The organism is Gluconobacter sp. Gdi (genome assembly GCF_014132155.1).
Taxonomy (GTDB): Bacteria; Pseudomonadota; Alphaproteobacteria; order Acetobacterales; family Acetobacteraceae; genus Gluconobacter.
Window position 1 is genome coordinate 22,343 of the sequence record NZ_BLJQ01000011.1, and the last position, 24,220, is coordinate 46,562.

Annotated in this window: 23 protein-coding genes and 1 tRNA gene; 18 read left to right on the forward strand and 6 right to left on the reverse strand. The window is 55.1% G+C overall.

What is annotated here, in order from left to right; genetic code table 11:
* Positions 1-138 precede the first annotated feature (138 nt).
* Positions 139-2,139, forward strand: coding sequence for a glycosyltransferase (locus tag JN414_RS13760; protein ID WP_237390082.1), 2,001 nt, complete (start codon positions 139-141; stop codon positions 2,137-2,139).
* A 62-nt stretch (positions 2,140-2,201) separates the two neighbouring features.
* Positions 2,202-3,815, forward strand: coding sequence for a glycosyltransferase family 2 protein (locus JN414_RS13765; RefSeq protein ID WP_202208443.1), 1,614 nt, complete (start codon positions 2,202-2,204; stop codon positions 3,813-3,815).
* A 601-nt stretch (positions 3,816-4,416) separates the two neighbouring features.
* On the opposite strand, the gene JN414_RS13770 is transcribed toward JN414_RS13765, so the two are convergent.
* Positions 4,417-4,506: transfer RNA gene (locus JN414_RS13770), tRNA-Ser, on the reverse strand.
* Positions 4,507-4,732: 226 nt separating this feature from the next.
* Here JN414_RS13770 and JN414_RS13775 point away from each other — a divergent pair.
* The 12 genes from JN414_RS13775 to JN414_RS13830 all read left to right on the forward strand — a co-directional run bounded on the left by JN414_RS13775 (position 4,733) and on the right by JN414_RS13830 (position 16,367).
* Positions 4,733-5,254 (forward strand): Spy/CpxP family protein refolding chaperone, encoded by a 522-nt coding sequence (locus tag JN414_RS13775; RefSeq protein WP_202208444.1) that lies wholly within the window; start codon positions 4,733-4,735, stop codon positions 5,252-5,254.
* 129 nt (positions 5,255-5,383) lie between these two features.
* Positions 5,384-6,799, forward strand: coding sequence for a signal recognition particle protein (ffh, locus tag JN414_RS13780; RefSeq protein WP_202208446.1), 1,416 nt, complete (start codon positions 5,384-5,386; stop codon positions 6,797-6,799).
* A 40-nt stretch (positions 6,800-6,839) separates the two neighbouring features.
* Positions 6,840-7,190, forward strand: a complete 351-nt coding sequence (gene rpsP / locus JN414_RS13785; RefSeq protein ID WP_202208448.1) for a 30S ribosomal protein S16 — start codon at positions 6,840-6,842, stop codon at positions 7,188-7,190.
* Between the two features lie 31 nt (positions 7,191-7,221).
* Complete coding sequence (rimM, locus tag JN414_RS13790; protein ID WP_202208450.1) at positions 7,222-7,764, forward strand: ribosome maturation factor RimM; 543 nt, start codon at positions 7,222-7,224, stop codon at positions 7,762-7,764.
* Entirely contained in the window at positions 7,761-8,465 is a 705-nt protein-coding gene (trmD, locus tag JN414_RS13795) for a tRNA (guanosine(37)-N1)-methyltransferase TrmD (protein ID WP_202208452.1), read from the forward strand. Before rimM ends, trmD begins: the two co-directional genes overlap by 4 nt.
* A 24-nt stretch (positions 8,466-8,489) precedes the next feature.
* On the forward strand, positions 8,490-8,882 hold the full coding sequence (gene rplS / locus JN414_RS13800) for a 50S ribosomal protein L19 (protein ID WP_007283497.1): 393 nt from the start codon (positions 8,490-8,492) through the stop codon (positions 8,880-8,882).
* 20 nt (positions 8,883-8,902) lie between these two features.
* The gene (gene leuC / locus JN414_RS13805) at positions 8,903-10,330 is read left to right on the forward strand and encodes a 3-isopropylmalate dehydratase large subunit (RefSeq protein WP_202208454.1); all 1,428 of its coding nucleotides are present in this window, start codon (positions 8,903-8,905) and stop codon (positions 10,328-10,330) included.
* Positions 10,330-10,956 carry a 3-isopropylmalate dehydratase small subunit gene (gene leuD / locus JN414_RS13810; protein ID WP_064273079.1) on the forward strand — a complete coding sequence of 209 codons (627 nt, stop codon included), beginning with the start codon at positions 10,330-10,332 and terminating at the stop codon, positions 10,954-10,956. The genes leuC and leuD overlap by 1 nt, the downstream gene beginning before the upstream one ends.
* Entirely contained in the window at positions 10,953-12,062 is a 1,110-nt protein-coding gene (gene leuB / locus JN414_RS13815; protein WP_086633647.1) for a 3-isopropylmalate dehydrogenase, read from the forward strand. The genes leuD and leuB overlap by 4 nt, the downstream gene beginning before the upstream one ends.
* 164 nt (positions 12,063-12,226) lie before the next feature.
* Entirely contained in the window at positions 12,227-13,429 is a 1,203-nt protein-coding gene (locus JN414_RS13820; protein ID WP_202208457.1) for a pyridoxal phosphate-dependent aminotransferase, read from the forward strand.
* Positions 13,426-14,637, forward strand: coding sequence for a pyridoxal phosphate-dependent aminotransferase (locus JN414_RS13825; RefSeq protein ID WP_202208458.1), 1,212 nt, complete (start codon positions 13,426-13,428; stop codon positions 14,635-14,637). Before JN414_RS13820 ends, JN414_RS13825 begins: the two co-directional genes overlap by 4 nt.
* A 41-nt stretch (positions 14,638-14,678) precedes the next feature.
* On the forward strand, positions 14,679-16,367 hold the full coding sequence (locus JN414_RS13830) for a M3 family oligoendopeptidase (RefSeq protein ID WP_202208459.1): 1,689 nt from the start codon (positions 14,679-14,681) through the stop codon (positions 16,365-16,367).
* A 49-nt stretch (positions 16,368-16,416) separates the two neighbouring features.
* Here the strand turns inward: JN414_RS13830 and JN414_RS13835 are convergent, their stop codons facing one another.
* Positions 16,417-16,941, reverse strand: coding sequence for a thioredoxin family protein (locus tag JN414_RS13835; RefSeq protein ID WP_373687834.1), 525 nt, complete (start codon positions 16,939-16,941; stop codon positions 16,417-16,419).
* 72 nt (positions 16,942-17,013) lie between these two features.
* On the opposite strand from JN414_RS13835, the gene JN414_RS13840 reads away from it, so the two are divergent.
* Complete coding sequence (locus JN414_RS13840) at positions 17,014-17,352, forward strand: hypothetical protein (protein ID WP_052750061.1); 339 nt, start codon at positions 17,014-17,016, stop codon at positions 17,350-17,352.
* A 4-nt stretch (positions 17,353-17,356) separates the two neighbouring features.
* On the opposite strand, the gene JN414_RS13845 is transcribed toward JN414_RS13840, so the two are convergent.
* Complete coding sequence (locus JN414_RS13845; RefSeq protein WP_202208461.1) at positions 17,357-17,785, reverse strand: DUF423 domain-containing protein; 429 nt, start codon at positions 17,783-17,785, stop codon at positions 17,357-17,359.
* Positions 17,786-17,901: 116 nt separating this feature from the next.
* On the opposite strand from JN414_RS13845, the gene JN414_RS13850 reads away from it, so the two are divergent.
* From JN414_RS13850 to JN414_RS13860, 3 genes are all read left to right on the forward strand, one after another.
* Positions 17,902-18,495 (forward strand): DUF4142 domain-containing protein, encoded by a 594-nt coding sequence (locus JN414_RS13850; RefSeq protein WP_202208462.1) that lies wholly within the window; start codon positions 17,902-17,904, stop codon positions 18,493-18,495.
* Between the two features lie 16 nt (positions 18,496-18,511).
* Positions 18,512-19,075: a cob(I)yrinic acid a,c-diamide adenosyltransferase gene (locus JN414_RS13855; RefSeq protein WP_202208463.1), complete on the forward strand. Its 564-nt coding sequence runs from the start codon at positions 18,512-18,514 to the stop codon at positions 19,073-19,075.
* A gap of 236 nt (positions 19,076-19,311) precedes the next feature.
* Entirely contained in the window at positions 19,312-19,887 is a 576-nt protein-coding gene (locus JN414_RS13860) for a hypothetical protein (RefSeq protein ID WP_202208464.1), read from the forward strand.
* 3 nt (positions 19,888-19,890) lie between these two features.
* Here JN414_RS13860 and JN414_RS13865 read toward each other — a convergent pair whose 3' ends face one another.
* The 3 genes from JN414_RS13865 to JN414_RS13875 form a co-directional block, all read right to left on the reverse strand.
* Entirely contained in the window at positions 19,891-21,786 is a 1,896-nt protein-coding gene (locus JN414_RS13865) for an OPT family oligopeptide transporter (RefSeq protein WP_202208465.1), read from the reverse strand.
* A 73-nt stretch (positions 21,787-21,859) separates the two neighbouring features.
* Complete coding sequence (locus JN414_RS13870) at positions 21,860-23,560, reverse strand: alginate export family protein (RefSeq protein WP_202208466.1); 1,701 nt, start codon at positions 23,558-23,560, stop codon at positions 21,860-21,862.
* Positions 23,544-24,134, reverse strand: a complete 591-nt coding sequence (locus tag JN414_RS13875; protein ID WP_064273425.1) for a hypothetical protein — start codon at positions 24,132-24,134, stop codon at positions 23,544-23,546. Before JN414_RS13875 ends, JN414_RS13870 begins: the two co-directional genes overlap by 17 nt.
* Positions 24,135-24,220 lie beyond the last annotated feature (86 nt).

Sequence of the window (24,220 nt, forward strand, 5' to 3'; positions counted from 1 at the left end):
TAATAAATTTTTGCAGGTAACGGTTTCTCCATGAATGTTCTTAATCGCACTCCAGAGGTAAGCAAGTATTCACATGCTGACCTTTTCCCGTTTTTTCCTATAAACTTCTCACCGGACCAGAGAAGCAAGTCCCTGTATATGGTAAAGCCGTATACAGATCTTGATGACAATGGGAATGTTATTGTTGAGCGTGGGCGTGTAGTTACGTTTGACGGTTTCATGACCGCGCTTTACGAACGTGAAATCAACCACATTGTTCCGAATGCAAAGCTTTATCTTGAGCTTGAAGTACAAGGAAGCTGTCGTGTTGGCCTGTTTCATCGTTCTCAGGCTGGTGTGGTCACCGAATTTGCGATGGAAAAGCATGTCGGCAAAGATCCTCATGAAGTCCGTACAATTCGCATTGATTTCGACATTGTAGGAGCTGAGGCTAAACTTGGCCGGTGGTACTTTACGATTGAAGCACTGGATTTTTATTCAGCAGCCCAAGAAACCAGTGAAAAGTCCGAAGCAGACGGCGGCACTCTTCTACATAAAGCATATCGGAGTGCATGGAATGCACTAGGTGTCGAAGGAACGCCAACCGATGTTATTCTGCGCCGCGCAACGTGGGGTGTGTACAATGCGAAGCTGCAGGAGGTCCGTCCTTGCTTCGTAATTTGCACTTTCCGTCGTGAGAAGCAGCTCGCGGGCAATGTGGACCGTCTGGTCAGCGCGCTTGAAGCAGAATACCCCGGTTACGGTATCATCATTGTCGATAATGCCCGGACGGTAGAACGTCAGGAACATTGGCCCGAAAACGTCCGCGTCATACAGCAGCGTAACGTTGGCGGGGCCGGTGGTTTCGGACGTGGTATGTTTGAAGCTTTGGAAAACGGTGGCTACACACATATCGTGATGCTCGACGACGATGCAGACGTTGAGAAAACGGCCATCGCGCGTATGACCAATTTGTTCCGGCTCAGCCTGGACCCGGAAGTATTTATTGGCGGCGCACAGCTTGACGTATACGACCCGTCTCGCCTGGCAGATGGTGGTGCGCACTGGGTTCCAGACCGCTTTGAGCGTCCTTTCGCACGACTCGCCCCAAGTGATCTGGGTGAGTTGTCCGCAAAAGACGCGCTCATGCGCAACCATTCGCTGAATTTCAACGGCTGGTGGCTCTTCGGCGGTCATGTGGATGGTTTCCGCAAGTTCGGAATGCCGCTCCCCTGCTTTGTGCATCTGGATGACGTTGAATATGGCGTGCGTCTGACAATGCGCGGCGGCCATGTACTGTCTATTCCGGGGATCGCAGTCTGGCATGAGCCGTATTATGCAAAGCCCGAAGGTTGGTTTGCGTATTACAATATCCGCAATGAGCTGATTCGCCTCTCCTGCCATATTGAGGTGCTGTATGCGCTTCTCGTCGGAGACAGTTTCGAGACGTCCCGCGAAGAAGTCGATAAGCGCATTTCCAAGATCATGCGTCGTGTCACCCGTTTGCTTCTTCGGCGCTTCCGTGGTTTTGCCGACATTTACCACTACGGTTCGGCTATGCTGCTTGTTCTGGCAGTTGAGGACTTTCTTAAGGGCCCAAGCATTCTCGCAGACACGGATGCTGCGGATCTGCATGCGGATATCATGAAGGTCTACAAACGCTTCAACGCCAATCACCGCTTCGAGAAGTCTCTTCCAGTTGGTGTAATTCCTACCCCGCCTGGGACGTCTGACAAGTTCATTGTTCCGTGGGTTAGCCGTACGAAACGTGGACGGGGTGTTCTTCTTCGCGGCTACAATCTCTATCAGCGTTTGAGCCGTAACGGGAACGTATCGCTGATGACGAGAAAGAAGACGCCGCTGGATGCGATTTCAGCACGTCGCCGTCAGATGACGGTCTTTAATAGCCGTAATGATATTAACTGGCGCGATATCCGCTCTGGTCGTGACTGGGCGTACTATGATCCTCAGCAAATCGGATATCATATCTTTTCGAATGACCCCGAGCTTTATAAGGAAGCGCGCGAGCGTTTGTCCAAGGCGCTGCGTGCCTACCGCAAGGACGTCTCCAGCGTTCAGCTTCAATGGGCGAACGAGTACGATCGTCTGATTTCAGAGCCATTCTGGCGCGATTTGGTCCAGACGTTCGATCGCGTCTGAATGTAAGGTCAATGCCAGCTTGGTACCTGTTACAACCTTCGAGAGCATCTTCTTCCCTTGAGATGTTCTCAAAGGATCTGTTCCCGCAGGCTTGGGCTGCTCATGCACGATTTGAGCATGTGGGGCTTCGGGTGCAGGCGGAAGCTGAACTGCTGGTAAAAGTTTTCCGACACTTAAAAGGGGCAACTCCAGAATTAATTCTGGAGTTGCCCTCTGTGCAGGGGGAGATGGTTCTTGCTCTGCCGCCTCTGACCGAATGCGGGGACCGTCTCTCCTACAATCTGTATGAGGGCAATCGCGAAATTCCGTTGCAGCCTCAGAGCATTGTAGTGGATTGGGTTTGTGATCGACCTCCCGAACGCCAAGTCGGTATTGCGGTCGTAGTGTGTACCCGAGATAGGGACCCGCAGCTTCAGATGCTTGTTGGCCAGATCGCCCCTCAAATGGGGGATGTGGAAAGCTGCATCATTGTTAATCAGGGAAAGGTCGCTCTCAAGGACCGATTGGTTTTGGAGGGTGATCAGAAAAAATATCGGATTTTCGAGCAGGACAACCTAGGGGGAGCGGGCGGCTTTACTCGCGGCATTATGGAAGCCTTGAAGGACCAGAATGTTACGCACGTCCTGCTTATGGATGATGATGTAGAAGTCGATGCAGGTTTGTTTTGTCGTCTTCGTTCCGCCTTGTCGTATGTTGTTTCTCCCAAAACATGCTTGGGCGGAGCAATGATCAATCTTGATCAGCGGGATCGTCTCCTGTCTGTCGGGCATGGTTTTGATCCTATCAAGGCAATTACGACAGACTTTTTGCCTCGTAAGGGAGTGCGTTTAGGGGAAACTGAGGCTCGCTCCTTCCTTGAGCGACCTCTCGATGTCGATTTCTGCGGGTGGTGGTTCTTCTGCTTTCCTCGTCAGGCGGTAGAGGTTAACGGGCTGCCATTACCTTTGTTTCTTCGTGGAGACGATGCGGAATATGGTCTGCGCTTGAAGCGTGCAGGTTTTCCGACGGTTATGTGGCCAGGGATTTATGTTGCTCACCCGCATCTGCTGAACCAGACAAGACCATGGCATCAGTATTACGATCGACGAAACGCGCTTGTCTGCGCAGCACTTCAGTGTGGTTTCGTACCATCTCCGGCTATCATTCGGCTTGTTCGAGGGGTCTTTAACGCGATTGCTTTGTATCGCTATGCGGAAGCACGTGCCGGGATTCGAGCGCTGCAAGCATATCTTGATGGGGCAGAGGGTCTAGAGCGCTGGAGCGAGGAAGGGCATCGTGCCCTTGTAGAAGATGATGAGGTGACGTGTCAGTCTTTAGGGCAGGAACGGGTTTTTCTAAAAACGTTCGATACGCCTCTGTCACGAACCATTATCACAGTCCTTCGGGTGTTGGGAGATATTCTAGCCCAGAGAAACGCTATAACCACTCAGGCTGTAAAGGTTGATGCTACGTGCTGGAAGGTCGGGACGATTCACCGCCCCGTTAGTGTGTGGCTCGTTGGCGAGAGGCAGATAATACATATCTGGCGCGATGCCGCTCAGGCGCGCGACATTGCGCTGAGTCTGCTTCGTCTAATGTTTTTTCTCGCGACACGACGATCACGGAAGCCTGAAACTCTATTGAGGCTATCGGCGCCAAGATGGTGGGCAAAACGTCTAGGTGTTTCGATAGACTGAGGATTTTTTTAAGGGGTTCGTGCCCATTAATTGTTTTTTTGTTCATTCGTTGGTGGTCTTGTTTTACAAGAAATCCTCTGCGTTGGCTCCCAAAAACAAAGTGTTGAGCCGTTAATGCATGTAATGGCATTAAGTCATATCAAAACATAATATTGCATCGCTATCGTCCCTATGGGCGGTATAATCAGCGAAAAAAATACTATTTTTCTTACATCCCAGAGAATTTATTCTTGAGTATATAGTGCGTATTCTAGGATAATCAATTCGAATATTAATTTTTGATGAACAGATAGTAGGAAGGAAATGATATAGGCTGCAGGATAGGGGGAATTTATTTACGTTTAAAAAATATGGCATAGACAATTATTATATTGGAATAATTGCAATGTACTTAATGTCTTCTTAGAATAAAATCGGGTAAATTTATAATTTTATATATTCAGCACGTATAGTAATAATAAATTAGTCTATAAGCATATTGTTAGTTTATTTTTTTTGAATGTTGAGGTTGTATAGTGCCGCAAAATGTAAAGTGGAGTGGATAGCGGGTCTGATGAGTTCTTGTCGTCTGAATACGTGGATTATATAATTTTCCAGATTATGGCGGAGAGGGTGGGATTCGAACCCACGGTACGCTTCCACGCACGGCGGTTTTCAAGACCGCTGCCTTAAACCACTCGGCCACCTCTCCGGACCCCGACCGTAAAATCGGGAGTCGTGTCCTGCGTGCAGGACGTGGGCGGCTTCATGCGATGAGATGGCTCCCACGTCAAGTCTCCTTCTTTGTTACATACCTTGGAGGGGTTTACTCTTCGAAACAGGACATGGGGCGTTTTGTAACGAAGAAACTGCCATCTTGAAGGGAATGGGGCGGGAACGCTTTTTCGCCTCTCATCACCATCAAGGATATAGCATCCATGACGGCATTTCGTCTTTCTGTTCTCCTCCCAGCTCTAGCTTCCGTTGGGCTGTTGGCTGGTTCCTCTCTGGCGCACGCCCATCCAGGTGCGCCTGGACCGCAGCTTGATAGCCTACATGGCAGGCCGGGTCCGGGAGGGGGGCTGCCACCGTTCCCGCCGGGAATAACTCTGACTGAGGCCCAGAAGGCTCAGGTCCATAAGATTTTCAGCCAAGGCCATGAGGAGATGAAGGCTCGGCATGAAAAGCTGAAGGCACTTCGGGACAAGATCCGCACGGCTCTTTCCGTGGAGGGTGATCTGGATCGCATGCTCCTCACGGATCTGACCAAGCAGGAATCCGACCTGCATGTGCAGGAAGCGCAGGCGCGACTGGAGACGCAGGAGAAGCTTCATGATATTCTGACGCCTGAGCAGCGCCGTCAGGCAAACGCGACCATGGAGAAAATTCGTTCGCTCCATGATCAGTTGGGCGCCATTATGGGCCACCCGCCTGAAGATGGACCGCCGCCTGCACCCTGATTCCTGAGGTTGAGGCGCTCTATTGCTTGACGTCCGCGTCACGAAGCGATAGAGCGAACCTGTTTCCGGACACGCCACATCGCGAAGGCTCGCGCAGTGGCGTGTTTCTGCTTGCTATAAGGTGGCCCGTTGTTCGATCAACTCTCAGGTAAGATGTCCGGTGTCCTCGAAGGGCTTTCCAAGAATGGAAAGCTCTCGGAGGCTGATGTCACCGAGGCCATGCGTGAAGTTCGTCTCGCGATGCTGGAGGCGGACGTCGCGTTGCCGGTCGTGCGGGACTTCGTCAATAAGGTGCGTGAGCGTGCAGTTGGTCATGAAGTGCTGGAAAGCATTTCTCCTGGCCAGGCTGTCGCCAAAATTGTTAACGATGCCCTGATTGACGCGCTCGGCGGCGCCGGTGTTGCTCCTCTGAATCTTTCAGCTGTGCCGCCAGTTCCCTTGCTGATGGTTGGTCTGCAGGGTTCGGGAAAGACCACGACGTCGGGTAAAATCGCCCTGCGTCTCTCTTCCCGTGAGCGCAAGAAGATTCTTCTGGCGAGCTTGGATGTGCAGCGTCCAGCAGCGCAGCTCCAGCTTCAGCAGCTTGCTGAGCGCGTCAACGCGATTACAGGGCTGGTAAAGTCTCTGCCAATCGTAGCGGGGCAGTCGCCGGTAGATATCGCGAAGCGTGCGCTGGAAACAGCCCGTCGCGAAGGCTACGATATCGTCATTCTCGATACCGCTGGCCGACTGTCTATCGACGAAGCTCTGATGGACGAGGTTCGCGAGATCCGTTCTGTCACGAACCCGGCAGAAACGCTGTTGGTCGTGGACGCGATGACGGGGCAGGACGCGGTCAATACAGCCAAGTCCTTCAATGAAGCCGTCGGTATTACCGGCGTCGTCATGAGCCGAATGGATGGTGATGCCCGTGGCGGTGCCGCACTGTCCATGAAGGCCATTACGGGCGCACCGATCAAGCTGACGGGTTCTGGCGAAAAGCTGGAAGCGCTCGAAGAATTCCATCCGGAACGTGTAGCTGGCCGCATTCTGGGGTTGGGTGACGTTGCTGGCCTCGTGGAACGCGCAGCGGAAACGCTCGACCACGAAGAAGGCGAGCGCGTAGCCAAAAAGATGCTCGCCGGTAAGTTTGATCTGGATGACTACGTGTCCCAGATCAACCAGATCAACCGTATGGGGTCGATCTCGGGCATTCTCGGCATGCTTCCTGGTATGGGTAAGATCAAGGATATGCTGGGTGACAAGGAGATCGACACGTCGATTTTCAAACGTCACAAGGCCATCATTTCCTCGATGACCAAGCAGGAGCGCAAAACGCCGGGGATCATCAAGGCATCCCGTAAAAAGCGGATCGCCTCGGGTTCTGGAACGACGGTTCAGGAAGTGAACCGTCTGCTCAAGCAGTTTGACGACATGTCCACAATGATGAAGCGCATCAGCAAAATGGGCCTTGGTGGCCTGATGCGCGGAATGGGTGGGGCAGGTGGTCTGGCCGACATGATGAAGGGAATGGGCAAGCCCGGTGGGCGCCCGCCTTTCGTCTGATCAGCATCAAGTTTTCAAGTTTGTCTTTCAGGAGTTTTTCATGAGCCTCAAGATTCGTCTTTCACGCGCTGGTGCCAAGAAGCGTCCGTACTACCACATCGTCGTTGCAGACAGCCGCAGCCCGCGCGATGGCCGTTTCATTGAAAAGGTTGGCGCATACAACCCAATGCTGCCGTCCGACCATGCTGATCGTATCCGCCTCGATGGCGAGCGCATCCAGCATTGGCTCGCCAACGGCGCGCAGGCAACCGACCGCGTTGCACGTTTCCTCGGCAACGCTGGTCTAGCTCCGAAGCCTGCTTACAGCGAGCAGCCGAAGAAGTCCGCTCCGAAGGCCAAGGCTCAGGCTCGCGCTGCAGAAGCCGCCGCTGCTGCAGCTGCCGCAGCCTGATCTACTGCTGACGTTTCAGGACGCTTGATCCGTGCCACCCTTTAAACCTGACAGTGATGTCCTGATCGCGACCATCGGTCGTCCGCATGGCGTGCGCGGTCTGGTTCATCTTCATGCTGCTACTGATGATCCGGCTTCTGTCGAGATGTTTGGTGCGCTGCATGATGAGCGTGGGGTTGTATGGACAGCACGGTGGGTTTCTCCCGGAGTGGCTGCGCTTGCAGATGCCCAAGGGAATACCCTGCCAGACCGAACAGCTGCCGAACGACTGGTTAACCGTCGTTTGTATGTTGCGCGTGAGCTTCTGCCGACTGTCGAGGAAGACGAGTTCTATCATGCCGACCTGATCGGCATGACTGCAGTTTCCGAAGATGGTGAAGTGCTTGGAACCGTTTCCGTAGTTCATGACTATGGTGCGGGTGTCAGCCTCGAGATTGATCGAGGTCTGATCGTTCCATTCACGCTGGCTTGTGTGCCGCATGTCGATCTCGCGCACCGTCGCGTCACCGTCGTGCCGCCAGTTGAAGTCGAGGTCGAAGGTGATCTCGATGGAGAGGTACAGGTTCGGGTATGAGTTGGCGCGCTGACATCCTGACCCTGTTTCCGGACATGTTTCCGGGGCCGCTAGGGTTTTCCCTGGCGGGCAGGGCGCTTGATCGCGGTATCTGGTCTTGTGAATCGCATGATCTGCGTGAGCATGGACTGGGTCGTCATCGCGCTGTGGATGATACGCCGTTTGGCGGCGGAGCTGGCATGGTCATGCGGGCAGATGTTCTGGATACGGCTCTTTCAGCGCTTCCGGCGCTGGATGGTCGTCCTGTCATCTATCCGACACCCCGTGGGCGCCGTCTGTCGCATGAAGATGCAGAGCGTTTCGTGGCAGGGCCAGGTGTTGTGGTTCTGTGTGGGCGTTTTGAAGGTATTGACGAGCGTGTGCTGGAAAAGCACGACATCGAACAGTTCAGTATGGGCGATGTCGTGCTGTCAGGCGGAGAAATTCCGGCCCTGATGCTTCTGGACGCATGTGTGCGTCTTTTACCGGGAGTGATGGGTTCCCAGATTAGTGGTCAGGACGAAAGTTTTGCCGACGGTCTGCTGGAGTACCCGCAATATACGAAGCCGGCGGTCTGGGATGGGCGCGAAGTGCCCGAAATCCTGCTCTCCGGCAATCATGGTGCCATCGCCCGCTGGCGTCATGAACAGTCAATCGCCGTCACGAAGGCACGTCGCCCCGATCTGTGGGATGCGTACCTGGCGCGACAGCAGGTTCATTGAATTTTTGTTTCCAGGAGTTTGGTCATGAACATTATCCAGCAGTACGAGGCGCGCGAAATCGAGCGTCTTTCCACGGCTCGCGCCGTTCCGGAATTCATCGCAGGTGACACGGTTCGCGTTGGCGTCCGCGTTGTCGAAGGTACGCGTGAGCGCGTGCAGAACTTCGAAGGCGTTGTCATTGCCCGTTCCAACAAGGGTCTGAACAGCAACTTCACGGTTCGCAAGATTTCCAACGGTGAAGGCGTGGAGCGTGTATTCCCGCTGTACGCTCCGTCCCTCGCCAGCATCGAAGTGGTGCGTCGTGGTAAGGTGCGTCGCGCAAAGCTGTACTACCTGCGTGGCCGTTCGGGTAAGTCTGCCCGTATTGCAGAGCGCCCGCGCGATCTGCCGAAGGCTGGCGAAAAAGCCGCTTCCTAAGTCAAGGTTGGAGTATAAGGATGCCCGTTTCTTCTTCGCCCAGAACCCTGTTTGACAAGATCTGGGCCGATCACGTCGTTGACCGTCTCGAAGACGGGACGTGCATCCTATACATCGACCGTCACCTCGTTCACGAGGTGACAAGCCCGCAGGCTTTTGAAGGTCTGCGGATGGCCGGACGTCGCCTGCGTCGTCCGGACGCAACAGTCGCCGTGGTGGACCACAACGTCCCCACGTCCGACCGTTCCCAGCCGATTGAAGAGCCGGAAAGCCGTCTCCAGATCGAAACGCTGGAGAAGAACGTCGCTGAGTTCGGCGTTCCATATTTCCCGCTGCGTTCCGCGTCTCAAGGCATCGTTCACGTTGTGGGTCCGGAGCAGGGTATTTCCCTGCCAGGCATGACAATCGTTTGTGGTGACAGTCATACCTCGACGCACGGCGCACTCGGCGCGCTTGCATTTGGTATTGGCACGTCCGAAGTCGAACACGTCATGGCGACCCAGACGCTTCTCCAGAAGCCCGCAAAGAACATGCGTGTTTCTGTTGAGGGCAAAGTGGGTCCGGGCGTAACGGCCAAGGACATCATGCTGGCCATTATCGGCAAAATCGGTACGGCAGGTGGCACCGGGCATGTGATCGAATTTGCCGGCTCTGCAATCCGTGATCTGGACATGGCCGGGCGTATGACGCTCTGCAACATGTCCATTGAAGGCGGTGCAAAGGCTGGTCTGGTCGCACCCGACGAAACAACCTTCGCATACGTGAATGGCCGTCCGTTTGCGCCGAAGGGTGAAGCGTTCGAGCAGGCCTGTGCTTACTGGCGTACGCTGGCATCGGATGAAGGCGCTCATTTCGACACGGAAGTGACGTTGAAGGCCGAGGACATTGTGCCTTCCGTCACTTGGGGTAACAGCCCGCAGGACGTTTTGCCGATTGATGGCATCGTGCCGTCCCCATCTGATTTTAAGGATCCCGCACAGGCCGCGCAAGTCCAGCGCGCTCTGGATTATATGGGCCTTACGGCTGGCCAGAAGATTGCCGGAACGCCCGTCGATGTGGTGTTCATTGGCTCCTGCACCAACAGCCGTCTAGAAGATCTGCGAGCTGCTGCTGAAGTTGTGCGCGGGCGGCATGTTGCGAAGACTGTTCGCGCCATGATCGTTCCAGGCTCAGGCCTCGTGAAGGCTGCTGCCGAAGCCGAAGGGCTGGACAAGATTTTCCTTGAGGCCGGTTTTGAGTGGCGCGAGGCAGGCTGCTCGATGTGTCTGGGGATGAACCCGGATCGTCTGACGCCGGGACAGCGTTGCGCTTCTACGTCCAACCGTAACTTTGAAGGTCGTCAGGGGCCGGGCGGCAGAACGCATTTGTGTTCCCCATCCATGGCTGCAGCCGCGGCTGTGACGGGCACGCTATGTGATGTGCGTGAGCTGATGAAGGAAACCGTCTGATGGACAAGTTCACGGAACTGACCGCCATTGCGGCTCCGATGCCGAATGAGAACATTGATACCGATCAGATCATTCCGGCGCGCTTCCTGAAGACCATCCAGCGCACAGGTCTTGGCAAGAACGCCTTTGCGGCGCAGCGCTACGACGAGAATGGCAACGAGAACCCGGACTTTGTGCTGAATAAAGAGCCGTATCGTCAGGCTGAAATCCTCATCACCTATGACAATCTCGGTTGCGGCTCGTCTCGTGAGCATGCGCCGTGGGCTCTGCTGGATTTCGGCATCCGCTGTGTCATCGCGCCGAGCTTTGCCGATATTTTTTTCAATAACTGTTTCAAGAACGGTATCCTGCCGATCCGTTTGCCACGGGAAATCTGTGACGAACTGATGGGTGATGCACGCCAGGGTTCGAATTCCCGTCTGACGGTCGATCTGGAAAAGCAGATCATCATTCGCCCCGACGGGAATGTTGTGCCGTTTGAAGTTGATCCCTTCCGCCGTCACATGCTGCTTGAAGGTCTGGACGATATCGGCCAGACGCTGGCGCATGATGCGGAAATCAGCAGCTTTGAACATCAGGCCAGCCGTGCATGGGTGCCGTCAATCAGCATGGGAACTGCAAAATGAGTGAAGCCCACAAGCTTCTTGTTCTTGCCGGTGATGGTATCGGCCCGGAAGTCATGCGTGAAGTTGCACGAATTGTGCATTGGCTGGACGCAAACCGTGGCCTGAAGCTGGACATTACGGAAGAACTCGTTGGCGCGGCTTCCCTTGCAGTCCATGGCGTTCCTATCCGTGATGAGGTTATCGACCTTGCTCGGAAGTCTGATGCGGTTCTGTTCGGCTCTGTTGGGGATCCGGCCTGGGGTCATGTCGGGTTCGACAAGCGCCCTGAAGTGGCCATTCTGAAGCTGCGCAAGGAGCTTGAGCTTTTCGCAAACCTTCGCCCGGCCCAGCTTTTTGATGCGTTGATTGATGCGTCTGCCCTGAAGCCGGAAGTGGTGCGCGGCCTGGATATCATGATCGTCCGTGAGACGGTGGGTGGTATCTATTTCGGTGAGCCACGCGGCATCGAGACGCTTCCGGATGGTTCTCGTCGCGGAATCAATACGGAAGTTTACACGACGTCCGAAATCGAGCGTGTTGCCCGTGTTGCTTTCGAGATGGCCCGTCAGCGCGGAAACCGTGTCTGTTCCGTCGAGAAGTGCAATGTGATGGAAAGCGGCCTTCTGTGGAAGGAAGTCGTCACCGATCTGCACAAGCGCGAATATCAGGATGTGGAATTGTCCCACATGCTGGCCGATAACTGCGCCATGCAGCTCGTTCGTAACCCGAACCAGTTTGATGTGATCGTTACGGGCAACCTGTTCGGCGATATCCTGTCCGATCTGGCGTCGATGCTCACGGGTTCTCTGGGTATGCTTCCGTCTGCAACGCTCGGCATTGTCCGTGAAGATGGCAAGCGCAATGCGCTGTATGAGCCGATCCATGGCAGCGCGCCGGATATCGCTGGCAAGGGCATTGCAAACCCGCTGGCGCAGATCCTGTCTTTCGCGATGCTGCTGCGTTACTCGCTCAACCGGGCTGAGGATGCAGAACTAATCGAAAAGGCAGTGTCAAACGTTCTGGCAAGCGGCCTGCGCACCGCTGACATCATGTCTCCAGGCATGGCTCGCGTTGGCACCGATATGATGGGACAGGCTGTTTTGCGCGAAATGGAAAAGCTGGCCTGATTTTACCCTAAATTGTCTCTGCTTAAGGGCCGGGTAGTTCCATAAGGAGCCGCCCGGCTTTTTTTGTGCACGAAAAACGTGTCAGTCATGTGCCGATGGGCTGTGGTCAAATGAGGGCGGACGGCGCTAGGGTCTCTGCGCGATAAAGCCACCGGGAACCCATCATGTCTCTCATTGCCGACCGTCTGAACCGTATTCTGCCGAGCCAGACGATTGCGATTACCCAGAAAGCCCGTGCCCTGAAGGCAGAGGGCCGCGACATTATCAGTCTTTCAGCTGGTGAGCCGGATTTTGATACGCCGGATTTCGTCAAGCAGGCCGCCATTCAGGCCATTCAGAATGGCGAGACGAAATACACGGATGTTGCAGGTACGATGCCGCTGCGTGAAGCCGTTGCGGCCCGACTGAACGCTGATTTCGATCTGGATTACCGCGCTGAGGAAATTTGCGTTTCGACTGGCGGCAAGCAGGTCATTTATAATGTGATGGTTGCCACCCTGAATGCGGGCGATGAAGTCATCATTCCGGCTCCGGCCTGGGTGTCTTACCCTGATATCGTCTCGCTGGCAGACGGAACACCTGTCGTAATCCAGACAACGGCTGAGAACGGTTTCCGCCTGACGGCAGACCAGCTTCGCGCTGCCATTACGCCGAAGACGAAATGGCTGATGCTGAACTCGCCCTGTAATCCGACAGGTGCAGCTTATGACGAGCATCATCTCAAGGCGCTGACTGAAGTTTTGTTAGAGCATCCGCATGTGTGGATCCTGACGGACGATATGTACGCCAAGCTGATGTATGAAGGTGCCGTCGCCAAGACGTTTGTGCAGGTCGAACCGCGTCTGCGCGACCGGACGGTGACGATGAATGGCGTGTCCAAGGCCTACGCCATGACGGGCTGGCGGATTGGCTTTTCCGCAGCGCCTGTGGAACTGACGCGCCAGCTGATCAAGCTGCAAGGACAGAGCACGAGCAATCCATGCTCCATCGCTCAGGCTGCGGCCAAGGAGGCCGTTTCAGGCCCGCAGGATTTCATTGGGGAAATGGTGAGCGTTTATGAGCAGCGCCGCAATCTTGTGGTGTCCATGCTCAACGACGCACCTGGCCTGAGCTGCGCAAAGCCGGAAGGCGCGTTTTATGTCTTTCCGTCCATCGAGGGAACGCTTGGTAAAACGAGTAAGGGCGGTCATCTGATCGATAGTGACGAGATCTTTGTCACGGCTCTTCTGGATGAAACGGGCGTTGCTGCGGTTCACGGAAGTGCTTTCCTGATGCCCGGATATTTCCGGATTTCCTATGCCACCAGCACCGAGCTTCTGAAGGAAGCCTGCACCCGCATTCAGCAGTTCTGTCAGGGCCTGTCATGACGTTTCGCATTGCATCCCGTCTGGCAACACTCCCCAAGCCAGCCACTATCGCTATGGCAGCGCGGGCCCGCGAATTGCGGGCGGAGGGTGAAGACGTCATTTCACTTGCCCTTGGACAGCCGGATTTTCCATCACCGCCAGAAGCCATTGAAGCCGCTTATGCAGCCGGGTTGGCTGGTGATACGGGTTATCCTCCCATTCCGGGCCAGAAGGCGCTGATTGACGCCATTATTCATAAGTTCAAGCGAGATAATGATCTGACGGTCACGTCTGACCGTATTATGGTGGCCAATGGTGGCAAGCAGGTCATCTATAATGCGTTTGCGGCAACGCTGGATGACGGGGACGAAGTTATCGTTCCCGCGCCTTACTGGGTCAGTTATCCACTGATTGCCCGGATGCTGGGTGGGACGGCCGTTGAAATTCCCTGTCCGGAAGAAAATGGTTTCCGGCCTGATGCAGCGACAATCAAGGCTGCGATTACGCCTAAAACCCGTTGGCTGGTTCTCAATTTTCCGAACAATCCCACCGGTGCCATCCTTGAACGTCATAACCTTGAAGCCATTGCCGATGTCTTGCGCGAGGCGCCGCATGTTCTTGTCATGTCTGATGAAATTTACGAGCACCTGACGTTTGATGGTCGCAGGCATCTGTCCATCTTGCAGGTGGCGCCGGATCTGGCAGACCGCATTCTGGTCATCAATGGTATGGCCAAGGCCTACGCTATGACGGGCTGGCGCGTCGGTTTTGCATGTGGTCCGACGCCGCTCATCAAGGCGATGATTGCGGTGCAGGGGAATACAACGTCCGGTGTTTGCACACTTGCTCAGGCAGGCTCTGCTGCTGCGTTGAAAGGTGGGCTGGATCGTATTGAGCAGATGCGCGAAACCTACCAGCGTCGTCGGGATAAGATGGTTGAAGCGCTTCAGGCTATTCCAGGACTGACATGCGCCGTTCCGGAAGGCGCTTTCTACGTTTATCCAGGTGTTGGCGAACTGATTGGCGGCACTTCTGCCAGTGGGCGATTGCTGGATACGGACGTGGCATTTGCAGAGGCGTTGCTTGAAGAGGCTCATGTTGCGACCGTTCCGGGAACTGCGTTTGGCTTTAGCCCTTATCTGCGCCTCTCATGTGCAGCGTCCGATGACCAGCTTGCAGAGGCATGCCGCCGCATTGATGGGTTTGTAAAAGGTATCCGCAAAACCTGAGAAGCATGGACGGAAACGGAGCGGAGTGTCAGAATTGGATCATGACACAGACAATCCCTCCGTTCTCTGACCTGTCTTTCCCCCGTCCAGACGAAGCGTCTCTTAAGGCGCGTTACGCGGACATTTCGTCGCTGCTTGATCGCGGGCAGCGCGAAGAGGCTCTCAAGGCTTTTGATGCCGTTCGGCGAGAGTATGAATCCTGGGCCTCCCACGTTCATCTCCAGTTTTCCCGCAATACACAAGACGAGACGGCGAAGACGGACCGTGACTACGCGGATCGCCTTTCGCCTGTTGCGACGGACCATGAAGTCATCATCAAGAAGCGTCTGCTGGCAGACCCTGATCGTGCCGGTCTGGAAGCGCTCCTGACGCCACATGTGGTTCATTTGTGGGAAGCAGACACCACGACGTTTGATCCTCGGATCAGCACGGATCTGGAAGAAGAAGCGCGCCTGACGGGCGAATACACGGCGCTTCTGGCCTCGGCGAAAATTGCCTTTGATGGCAAGGTTCTGAACCTGTCAGGGCTTGTACCATATTTGCAGGGGCCGGATCGGGACGTCCGCCATGCTGCCGAGCAGGCACGCTGGGCCTTTTTTGAAGAACATGGCGAAGAACTGGATACGCTTTATGGGCGTCTGGTTGAGCTGCGTGACCGGATGGCGAAAACGCTGGGGTTCGAGAACTATATCGGGCTGGGTTACCGCCGGATGCGCCGGACAGATTACGGCCCGGAGCAGGTGGCATCCTTCCGGGAAAAGGTTCTTAGTTCAGTTACCCCATTGGTTCAGTCACTGCTGGAACGCCGTCGCCTTAAAATGGGATGGGACAAGGTCTGGGCCTGGGACGAGGCACTGATCGATTTGCAGGGGAACCCGGAGCCGGCAGGAGATCATGATCTGCTTGTGGCTCGGGCAGAAGGCATGTTCCGTGCGCTCGACCCCAAAGGCGAAATGGGCGATTTCTACGTTCAGATGCGGGATCTCGGATACCTTGATCTGAAGAACCGGGACAACAAGGCGGGCGGTGGCTTCTGCACCTCATTCCCGACCGTTGGCAGCCCTTACATCTTTGCCAATTTCAATGGCACCCATAACGATATTGGCGTGTTTACCCACGAGATGGGGCATGCCTTCCAGAACTGGAAAAGCCGCGATCAGGACTGGGTCGATCAGCTCTGGCCGACCATGGAAGCCGCCGAGATTCATTCCATGGGCTTGGAGTTTCTGACCTGGCCGCAGATTGATACGCTGGTCGAAGACGGGGCAGGAGACCGGTATCGCCGAATGCATCTCATCGATGCGCTCTCATTTTTCCCATACGGTGTCTGTGTCGATCACTTCCAGCATGAAGTGTACGCCAATCCGCAGATGACAGCGGCAGAACGGCACGAGACCTGGGCACGCCTGGAGAAAATGTACATGCCCTGGCGGGACTGGGGCGATCTGGCTTATCCGGCAAAGGGTGGTCGCTGGCAGGCCCAGCTCCATATCTATCGTCTGCCATTTTATTACATTGATTATGCTCTGGCTCAGTGCTGTGCACTGCAACTCTGGCTTCGTTCCCGTATGAACCGGGAAGCCACGTTCGAGACATATCGCAAGCTGTGTTCGGAAGGCGGCTCCAAGCCGTTCTCACAGCTTGTGGCTGATGCCGGTCTGGTATCCCCGTTTGAGGAGGATGCTTTGGCGGAAGTCGTTCATGAAGCCGAGCAGGAACTCGGAATCTGAGGCAACGGTTCTGGCTCTGAAGGGTAACTTCAGAGCCAGAATAAACGGTTTATCCGCGGCTGTTCCACTCGGAAATCAGGTCAAGAACGGCCTGTGGAGACATGCTGCGAGCATTCCCGAGAGCCTTCGATCCGTCGCCGTTCAGGGCCTTTCCATCTGGCGTCACGATGATGACTGTCGGAACAGCCTTGATCGTCACGTCGTATTTCTGGGCCAGATCGAGATTGGTGTTAATGCGCCCGACATTCACCGGGACGATCACAAACTGGCTGTCCAGCCATGCCTTGGCGTCGGGCAGGGCAAAAATGCCGGAGAGCATTTTGCAGTCCGGGCACCAGTTGCCGCCGAAATCGAGAAGCACCTTACGGCCCGTTTTGGCAGCGAGCGCAAAGGCATCGCGCACCTGCTCCTGGGCGACGGATGTGTCTGGATAGGGTGTTGCGACCGGCGGGGCTGATGTTTCCGTCAGTTTGGGCGCAGGCGTACCTGCAGCCTGTGCTGAAAAAGGTGCGGAAAGCGCCAGACCCAGTCCGGCGGCGGCAAGAAGGGAAACGCGCATAAAAAAGGCTTTCATTGATCGAGTGGTCTGCATCACATAACGCAGTGTCACAGCAAAACGATTAAAGCCTACTTCATTCGGAAGGTCATGCTTTTGATAACGCAACACGGTTCACCCTCATCGCCCTCCGCTCAGCAGGGTGCAGAAGTCAGTATTCTGGAGACGCTCCTGAGGACCGTCGTCCTCGTTGGGCTTACCCTGGCACTTGCCGCCATTTTTCGTTTCTGGGAACCTGCCGTAAAGCTTTCTCAGAAGACTGCGGCGACGCATGCCTGGCAGTCGCTTTACAGCGTGTTTCATATTGAAACGGCGCTCGGGCGGGAACAGCTCATTCTTGTAGGTATTATTCTGTTCTGTTTTGCCGTGGCGCTGGTCGTTCAGGTGGCTGGGCTTTTTGCTCTTAAGATGATCAGAAACAGATCCTGAAGTCTCAGGCTGAGCGCCGTCTTAGTCCGGACAGTGCTGCAAGAAGCCATGCTAAAATCAGCAAGGTACCGCCATAGGGGGCTATGCGAGCTACTGAGAGTGTCCCGATTTTCAGATCAAAAAGCGCGAAAAGCGTGACGGAGACACAAAAGAGCAGCGTGCCTGCCAGCATCGTCAGACATGCAAGACGTGCCAGGCGTAGCGTCAGAAAGCGCGCTCCTAGTGAAAGCGCACAGAGTGCGATGGCGTGCCACATGAGGATGTCCACCCCGGAGTGCAGAACGGCACGGCCATTGGGGATGGCAAACATATGGTCGGGGAGGTGAGAGGCAAGCGCCCCGAGAACCACTCCGGATGCGCCTTCGACAGCTCCGGCAATGAAACAGAAGCGGAAGGCACCGGAAAAATCATGCGTGCTAGAATTTGCGGACATGGCCTGAATGTATCATGAGTGGTGCCGAACATGAATGGACCGCTTGAAGCCGGGACCATTCAGCCAGAGTGGCTGGGACATTGTCCTGGTCTCGCAGATGGAAGGAATGTCTCTTCATGACAGTTACTGTACGCTTCGCAGCTCTTGCCTCGATTGCCATGCTGGCAGGCCTGAGCGCCTGTAATGCCCCGGATGCACCGCCGGCACCGGCGCTGCCGTCTGCTGCATCAACCTATACGCTTTCGACAGCGGATGCCGCATTTCTTCAGCAGGTCGATGCCATGGACCTGACGCAGGTGAGCATTGCGACACTGGCTGCCACGCATAGCAACAGCGATGTTGTGAAGGCTTTCGCCGCAACACTGGTCAATGACCACACGACCAATCGCAAGGCCGTCTCGAAGGTAGCTAGCGATGCCAACCTGACCGTTACTGATAAGCTGAATGCTGGTGATGAAGCTCACGTTGCAGCCTTCGGGCATCTGTATGGCGCTGCGTTTGACCGTGTCTTCCTGCGCGAAGTTCTGAGCGTTCAGACGCCTGCTCTCAGCAGTGCTCTGGCAACAGCATCGCAGTCCGGCGGAACGGCCGATATCAAGACGCTGGCATCAGACACCACGAAGATGCTTAAGGACCATACGACTCGTGCGCAGGACCTGAGCGGCGCGAAGACTGTCAAAGGTCATCATCATCACTTCGGTCGTCACTAAGGTTTAGAGGCCAACTATGACGGGTGTTCGGCTTGATCGTATTGTAACGCGTGGCGGCGATTCAGGGCAGACTTCACTGGGAGACGGAACGCGTGTCTCAAAAGCCTGCCCAAGGATTGAGGCCATGGGGACGGTCGATGAGCTGAACGCTCTTCTTGGTTTACTTGATTATTCGCTTAGAGCAGAGGAAAGTATACGCGAGCTTTCCTCTGATATTCGAAAAATACAGTCCTGTCTTTTTGATCTGGGCGCAGACTTATGTATTCCGGACAAAGAGCGCCCTCAAAGTCTTACAGTAAAAGCCGTTAGTTGGCTGGAAGAACGTATTGAAGAGATGCGCCTGCAGCAGCCTGCTCTTCAAAGCTTTATTCTGCCCGGCGGTTCTCTTGTTTCTGCTCATGCCCATATGGCCCGGACTGTTGCACGGCGCGCAGAACGGCGGATTGTCGTTCTGGAGCCGGCGCCCGAGGGTGGGCTGAGGTTCCTGAACCGTCTTTCTGATTATTTCTTTGTTCTTGCGCGTCACGCCAACGATCACGGAGCAACGGACATTCTCTGGCAACCGGGGCAGTGGCAGTAAAAGAAAGATGAATACAGTCTTATTGTGTTGATGACAGGACATATAAGATCTGGTAAAAGAATTTCGTCTGATACACCGGAATGAGTTAGAAAACCGGCAGTGTCGACTTTCATTTCCTTGTCAGGGCATGCTTTTTTCTGATCGGCTTCAAGCCTTTCAGAGCCTCCGTCATTCAGGATGGGCATTCTGATCAGGTGACATAGAACAAATTTTATAATTGGTTGAAAAAACGAAGAATGCAGGACGATCAGCAGGTTAGTGAAGACAAACTGCGTGAGGCGCTTGCTCGTCTAGGGTCAGGATCTTCCCGCCCCCAGAAGGCGCGTCCCACAACGCCGACAACAGAACGCCGCCGTCGCTTTGTACGAGATGGTCAGGTTGTTGTTGAGCATCAGGCCAGCCGTGGATTTGCACAGCGCAGCAATGCTCCGAGCCAGGACGACCAGGACGAAATTGAACGTCTTCGTCAGTCCGTAAAGCGTGAGCAGCGTCGCTGGGAAGAAGCTGAGCGTTATCTGGCTGAAGCCCGGACGCAGCTCAAAGCGTATGAGACGCGAGAAGCCCACGCTAAAATCCAGATTACGGAGCTGAACCGTCATCTGCGTGAGCATCAAGACCAAATCCAGGCTCTGAAAGCCCAGCTTCATCAGTCCCGTGAGCAGGCCGCTGAAGCAGCCCGCCGTTCGCCGCGCCCGGTTGGACGTCCGCGTAAGGAAGTGCAGGACGAAACTGTGGTGAAGAAGGTCGCTGTTGAGGCCCCGGCTGTTGTTCTTGACGAGCCGGAACCTGTTCAGTGGTGGGTAAAGGCCTGAATTTCAGGCCGTCGGGCGACGGACAGAACGCCCGAACCAGAACATGATGCCTAGAAACACTGCCCATCCCAGTCCGGCTCGAACCATGTCCGGAATGGGAAGGGCCAGTGTTTCCGTGCTGCCGGTGGCGCCGACAATGGCTGCCACGGCAACACCCACCAGACTTTCTCCCACAATAAAGCCAGATGCGATCATTGTGCCCTGTTCCTTGGGGAACTTGCGCAGGAGCCAACCGAGGCCTGCTCCGATTGCGATCGTCACGGAGACGTTGGCAGGCAGGTAGATGCCCATGCCAACGGCTAGAGGCGGCAGAGCAAGACTGCGCCGCTTCAGAAGAATATCCGCAATGACCAGTACAATTCCAAGCACTGCTCCAATCTCCAGCATCAGCCAGTCCAGATTGTGCGTGAGAATACCTGTGGCAATGGCAGCCATCAGAGCTGGTTGTGGCGCTGCCAGAGCCCGGGTTGGGTCCATATCAGCGCGGGGCATGGCTCCTACAAATCCGTAGGCCTGATACAGTGTTTGTAGTACCCATGGGATAACCACTGCACCGACAGCACAACCAATCAGGAGGGCAACTTCCTGCTTCCAGGGCGATGCGCCGACCAGTTGTCCGGTCTTCAGATCTTGCAGGTTATCATTCGATACGGCGGCAGATGCTGTAATGGCAGAAAGTACAAATAGCCCGAATGCAATAACCGTTGGGCGTTGGTCGGGCGAGAGAACGCCGCCACTTTCCAGTCCCCAGAGTGTGACGGAAATGGCAATGATCGCGATAATTCCGACGCCTGAAATCGGGGAAGACGATGATCCGATAATGCCCGCCATATAGCCGCAGGCGCTCGCGACCAGAAATCCAAGACCGAAACAGGCGCCCAATCCCAGAAGAACCAGAGTAACCAGTGATGCACCGTGTGGTATTGCGGGCCACAGGAACTGGGTGAACAGCCCCGAAAGGACGAGTGCCAGTCCGATGCTCAGGCCAATCAACGTCCGGGGCGCAAGATCCTGATCACTCTCATCCTGTGACGCGCGATGCTTGATGGACAGAGACTCTTTCAGGCCAACTGCAACAGGTTTGGCGAGTGCAAGCAGCGTCCAGATTGCGGCAACCGCAATTGTTCCGGCGCCGATGAAACGCACTTTATGCAGCCATAAACCTGTTGCAGCGGCCATGGGGTCTGCGGTCGGGTTCAGATGCCCCAGAATGGGAATCATGACGCCCCAGCCCATCAGAACACCCAGTAGCATGGCAATGCCACCGCCGATGCCGACAAGATAACCCGTTCCCAGAAGTGCGAGGGAGAAGCTGATATCCAGACGAAACACGGAAGCGCCGAAGCTCGTAGCGGCCGAAACGCCGTCGGACAGTAGCCTGAGCCCTGATGTCGCCAAAGCAACGGCAGCAGAGACAAGGCTTCCTTTTGTCAGGGAACGCAGGCTTTCGGCATCGCCTTCAGGGGAAGAGGCTCTCAGGATTTCAGCACAGGCTGTGCCTTCCGGATACGGGAGGTCAGAATTCTTCACCAATGCCCGACGCAGCGGGATCGTGAAGATGACGCCGGTCATGCCTCCTGCAAGTGTCAGCAGGAGTGAGACAAAATATGGAAATTCGTGCCAATACCCGACCATGATGAGGCCAGGCAGCGCTGCGAAGACGCAGGAGAGTGTTCCTGCCGCAGAAGCCTGCGTCTGCACCATATTGTTTTCGAGCATCGTCCCGCCGCCCATCAGGCGGAGTACGGCCATTGAAATGATGGTCGCAGGAATGGAGGAACCGAAGGTCAGGCCGATCTTCAATCCCAGATAGACATTTGCTGCCGTGAAGACGACGGTAATCAGGGCACCCAGAATGATGCCCCGCAAGGTCAGTTCGCGGCTGTCCATAAGTTTCATGGTGGGGCGATCCTGTGATGTCGCGTTGTTTTTTCGGGCATTACGCTGCGGAGGCCCGCACCGCAACCATTCATCAAAAAGCAAATGACAGGCTGGACTGATAATAGAGCCCGCTTTTTGCTCCGGCATTTTTCAGATCATGCGATGCTGCAAACCAGGCAACCACATGTGTCCAGTTCCAGTGTCGGGAAACAGCCCAAGTCAGCAGACCATTTGGCGCAACACCGATGAAGTGGCTGCGAAACTTCGGGAAATTATAAGCCGAACTGATTGAATAGACGGAGGACGCTGTGGTCTCCCTCCATAGAATCGGGACTTTGATCCGCAAAGACACCTTACCGTACGAACCCACGACAATGGGGGACAGATTGATCAGGTTCGCTGCGCCAATGTAGCCCGTGTAATCCAGATACGGATTTTGCGGGGCAAACGGCGCACTGTAAGTCCCGACTGTTCTTGTGCGACGGTTTTCATTTCCGCCGGAATAGACGTCCGTCTGAATTCCGAAGAATGGTTTGAGGGGCAGATTGGAGCGTCTGTATCCCAACGTCGTATTCACGGAGTAAGCAGAGACCTGGCGCCGGGCAGTGGTTCCGTATTGTGTGAAATTGCCCTGCTGCCACAAGACGCCAATGGCATATTCGAGTTGCTGGGCTGTACCGTACCACCGGAAACCGAAATTGTTACGATTTGTCGCGCCCGTTACGGAGCTGATTTTGCTCGCACTGACCAGCGGAACAGAGCCTGTTTTTCCACCAAGATGAAAGCCAATCCAGAACAGATCGAGATAGGATTGAACACGCTGTTGGCCTAGATGGAACGCGGGGACGTCAAAGGTTGTGTTGAAGCCATAGAGGCGCGTGTTCCAGTCCTGCGTGTCGTGGAACATGGCTGTTGGGGTGATGTCTGTCGCGACGAAGTTATAGAGATCGAACCGGACGTGCGGGAAAATGGCGTAAGCGCGGGGTCCGTTCCAGGTAATCTGGATGTTTGGGGGCTCCCGGTCGTAAAGGACATAGGATGGGGCATCGAGAAACTGCTGGCGTCCAAACATGAGGCCTGTCTTGGCTGTGCCAATTGTGCGTTTGTATTCGATGAAGGCCTGATGCAGATCCAGGCGCTTGCGGTAAGTGCTGCCATAGCCATATCCGTTCCAGCCTGCGGCCGTACCGTTCACGAGCTGTGCGAAAACACGCCAGTGTTCTCCAATATGGAGGTCTGCTCCCAGCATATTGCGCGTGACAAAGCGGCCTGATCCGGAGTGGGTATTCGTCCCTAGCATCGGATAGTCGTTGTACCAGTTGCGAAGGCGGGTGCGCTCGGACAGGGACAGCCAGATTGTGCGTTCATTGTTGAGAGCAATGAATTTCAACGGATCGAAAATGTCGCTCTGATGCCGTTTGTTACGCAGGTATGACCAGTCTTCCGCCCATGGCGCGACACCATAGCGTCCGACTGGTCCAAAACCTGCACCTTCGCCGTTGCCGCGATTGAATCCACCCCATCGGGGCTGGCGTCCGATCGGCGCCACATTCTGGCTCGGCGTCAGGCGGCGTGGTTGTTCCAGAAACCCTGCATGGGGAAAGTTCTGAATTTCCGGACGTTCTGCGTGATGGACCTTGATCCTTTCTTCTTTCGATGCCGAAACGTCAGGAGTCGCAGAAAAGGCTGAGGACCCAAAGCCTGCCAGGCAAGCCAATGTCGTTTTCAGCGTAATCCGGATTTTGACGTCAGGTGAAAGAGAAGGAAAAAGGCCCTTACTGCGTCCGGCCACGGAACTTTACGACAGGGAGGTGCTGCTGATTATAAGTCAGCTCATCCTTGGTCAGCTGATAGCCGATTTCGAGCGTGTAGGGATTTTCCTGAATATTTTTGGATGCAGGAAGATCAACAAGGCGCAGATCCGTACGAACAGACTGGTTGCTGACATTCGGTTCCAGTTTGAATGTATCCGTGAAGACCTTCTTATCCACGATTTTTCCGTCACGCATGATGACGATGAAATAGGGGACGTCGATGGTGCCAGTCTTGGAGGCAGGTCCTCGCGTCAGGTTCATTGCCAGACTGACGCGGGTACGAATCATCTGCTGGTCTTTGGGGCCTTTGGGGCCACGTTCACAGTCCCCCGAAATGGCGGTGAGCTGTGCATGGCTGACCAGATTCCCGATGTCCGGATCTTTTCCGTCATAGACAAACCGGTCTGCTGCGGCGCTGGGAATATCCGTGACCGGGCATGTGGGGGCAAAGAAGCCCGGATTGGATTCGTCACATCCCGCGAGTGTTGAAATCGCGACGACGGCAAAAGCCGGGACAAACAGGGACGTGGCAAGGCGCCGAAAGGCTGGCATCTGCTGTAGAAACTCCCACAAAGCGGCCCGGACGTTGCGACATGCGTCAATCCGGTCGATACTGGTCCTACATATCGAACTCCGCC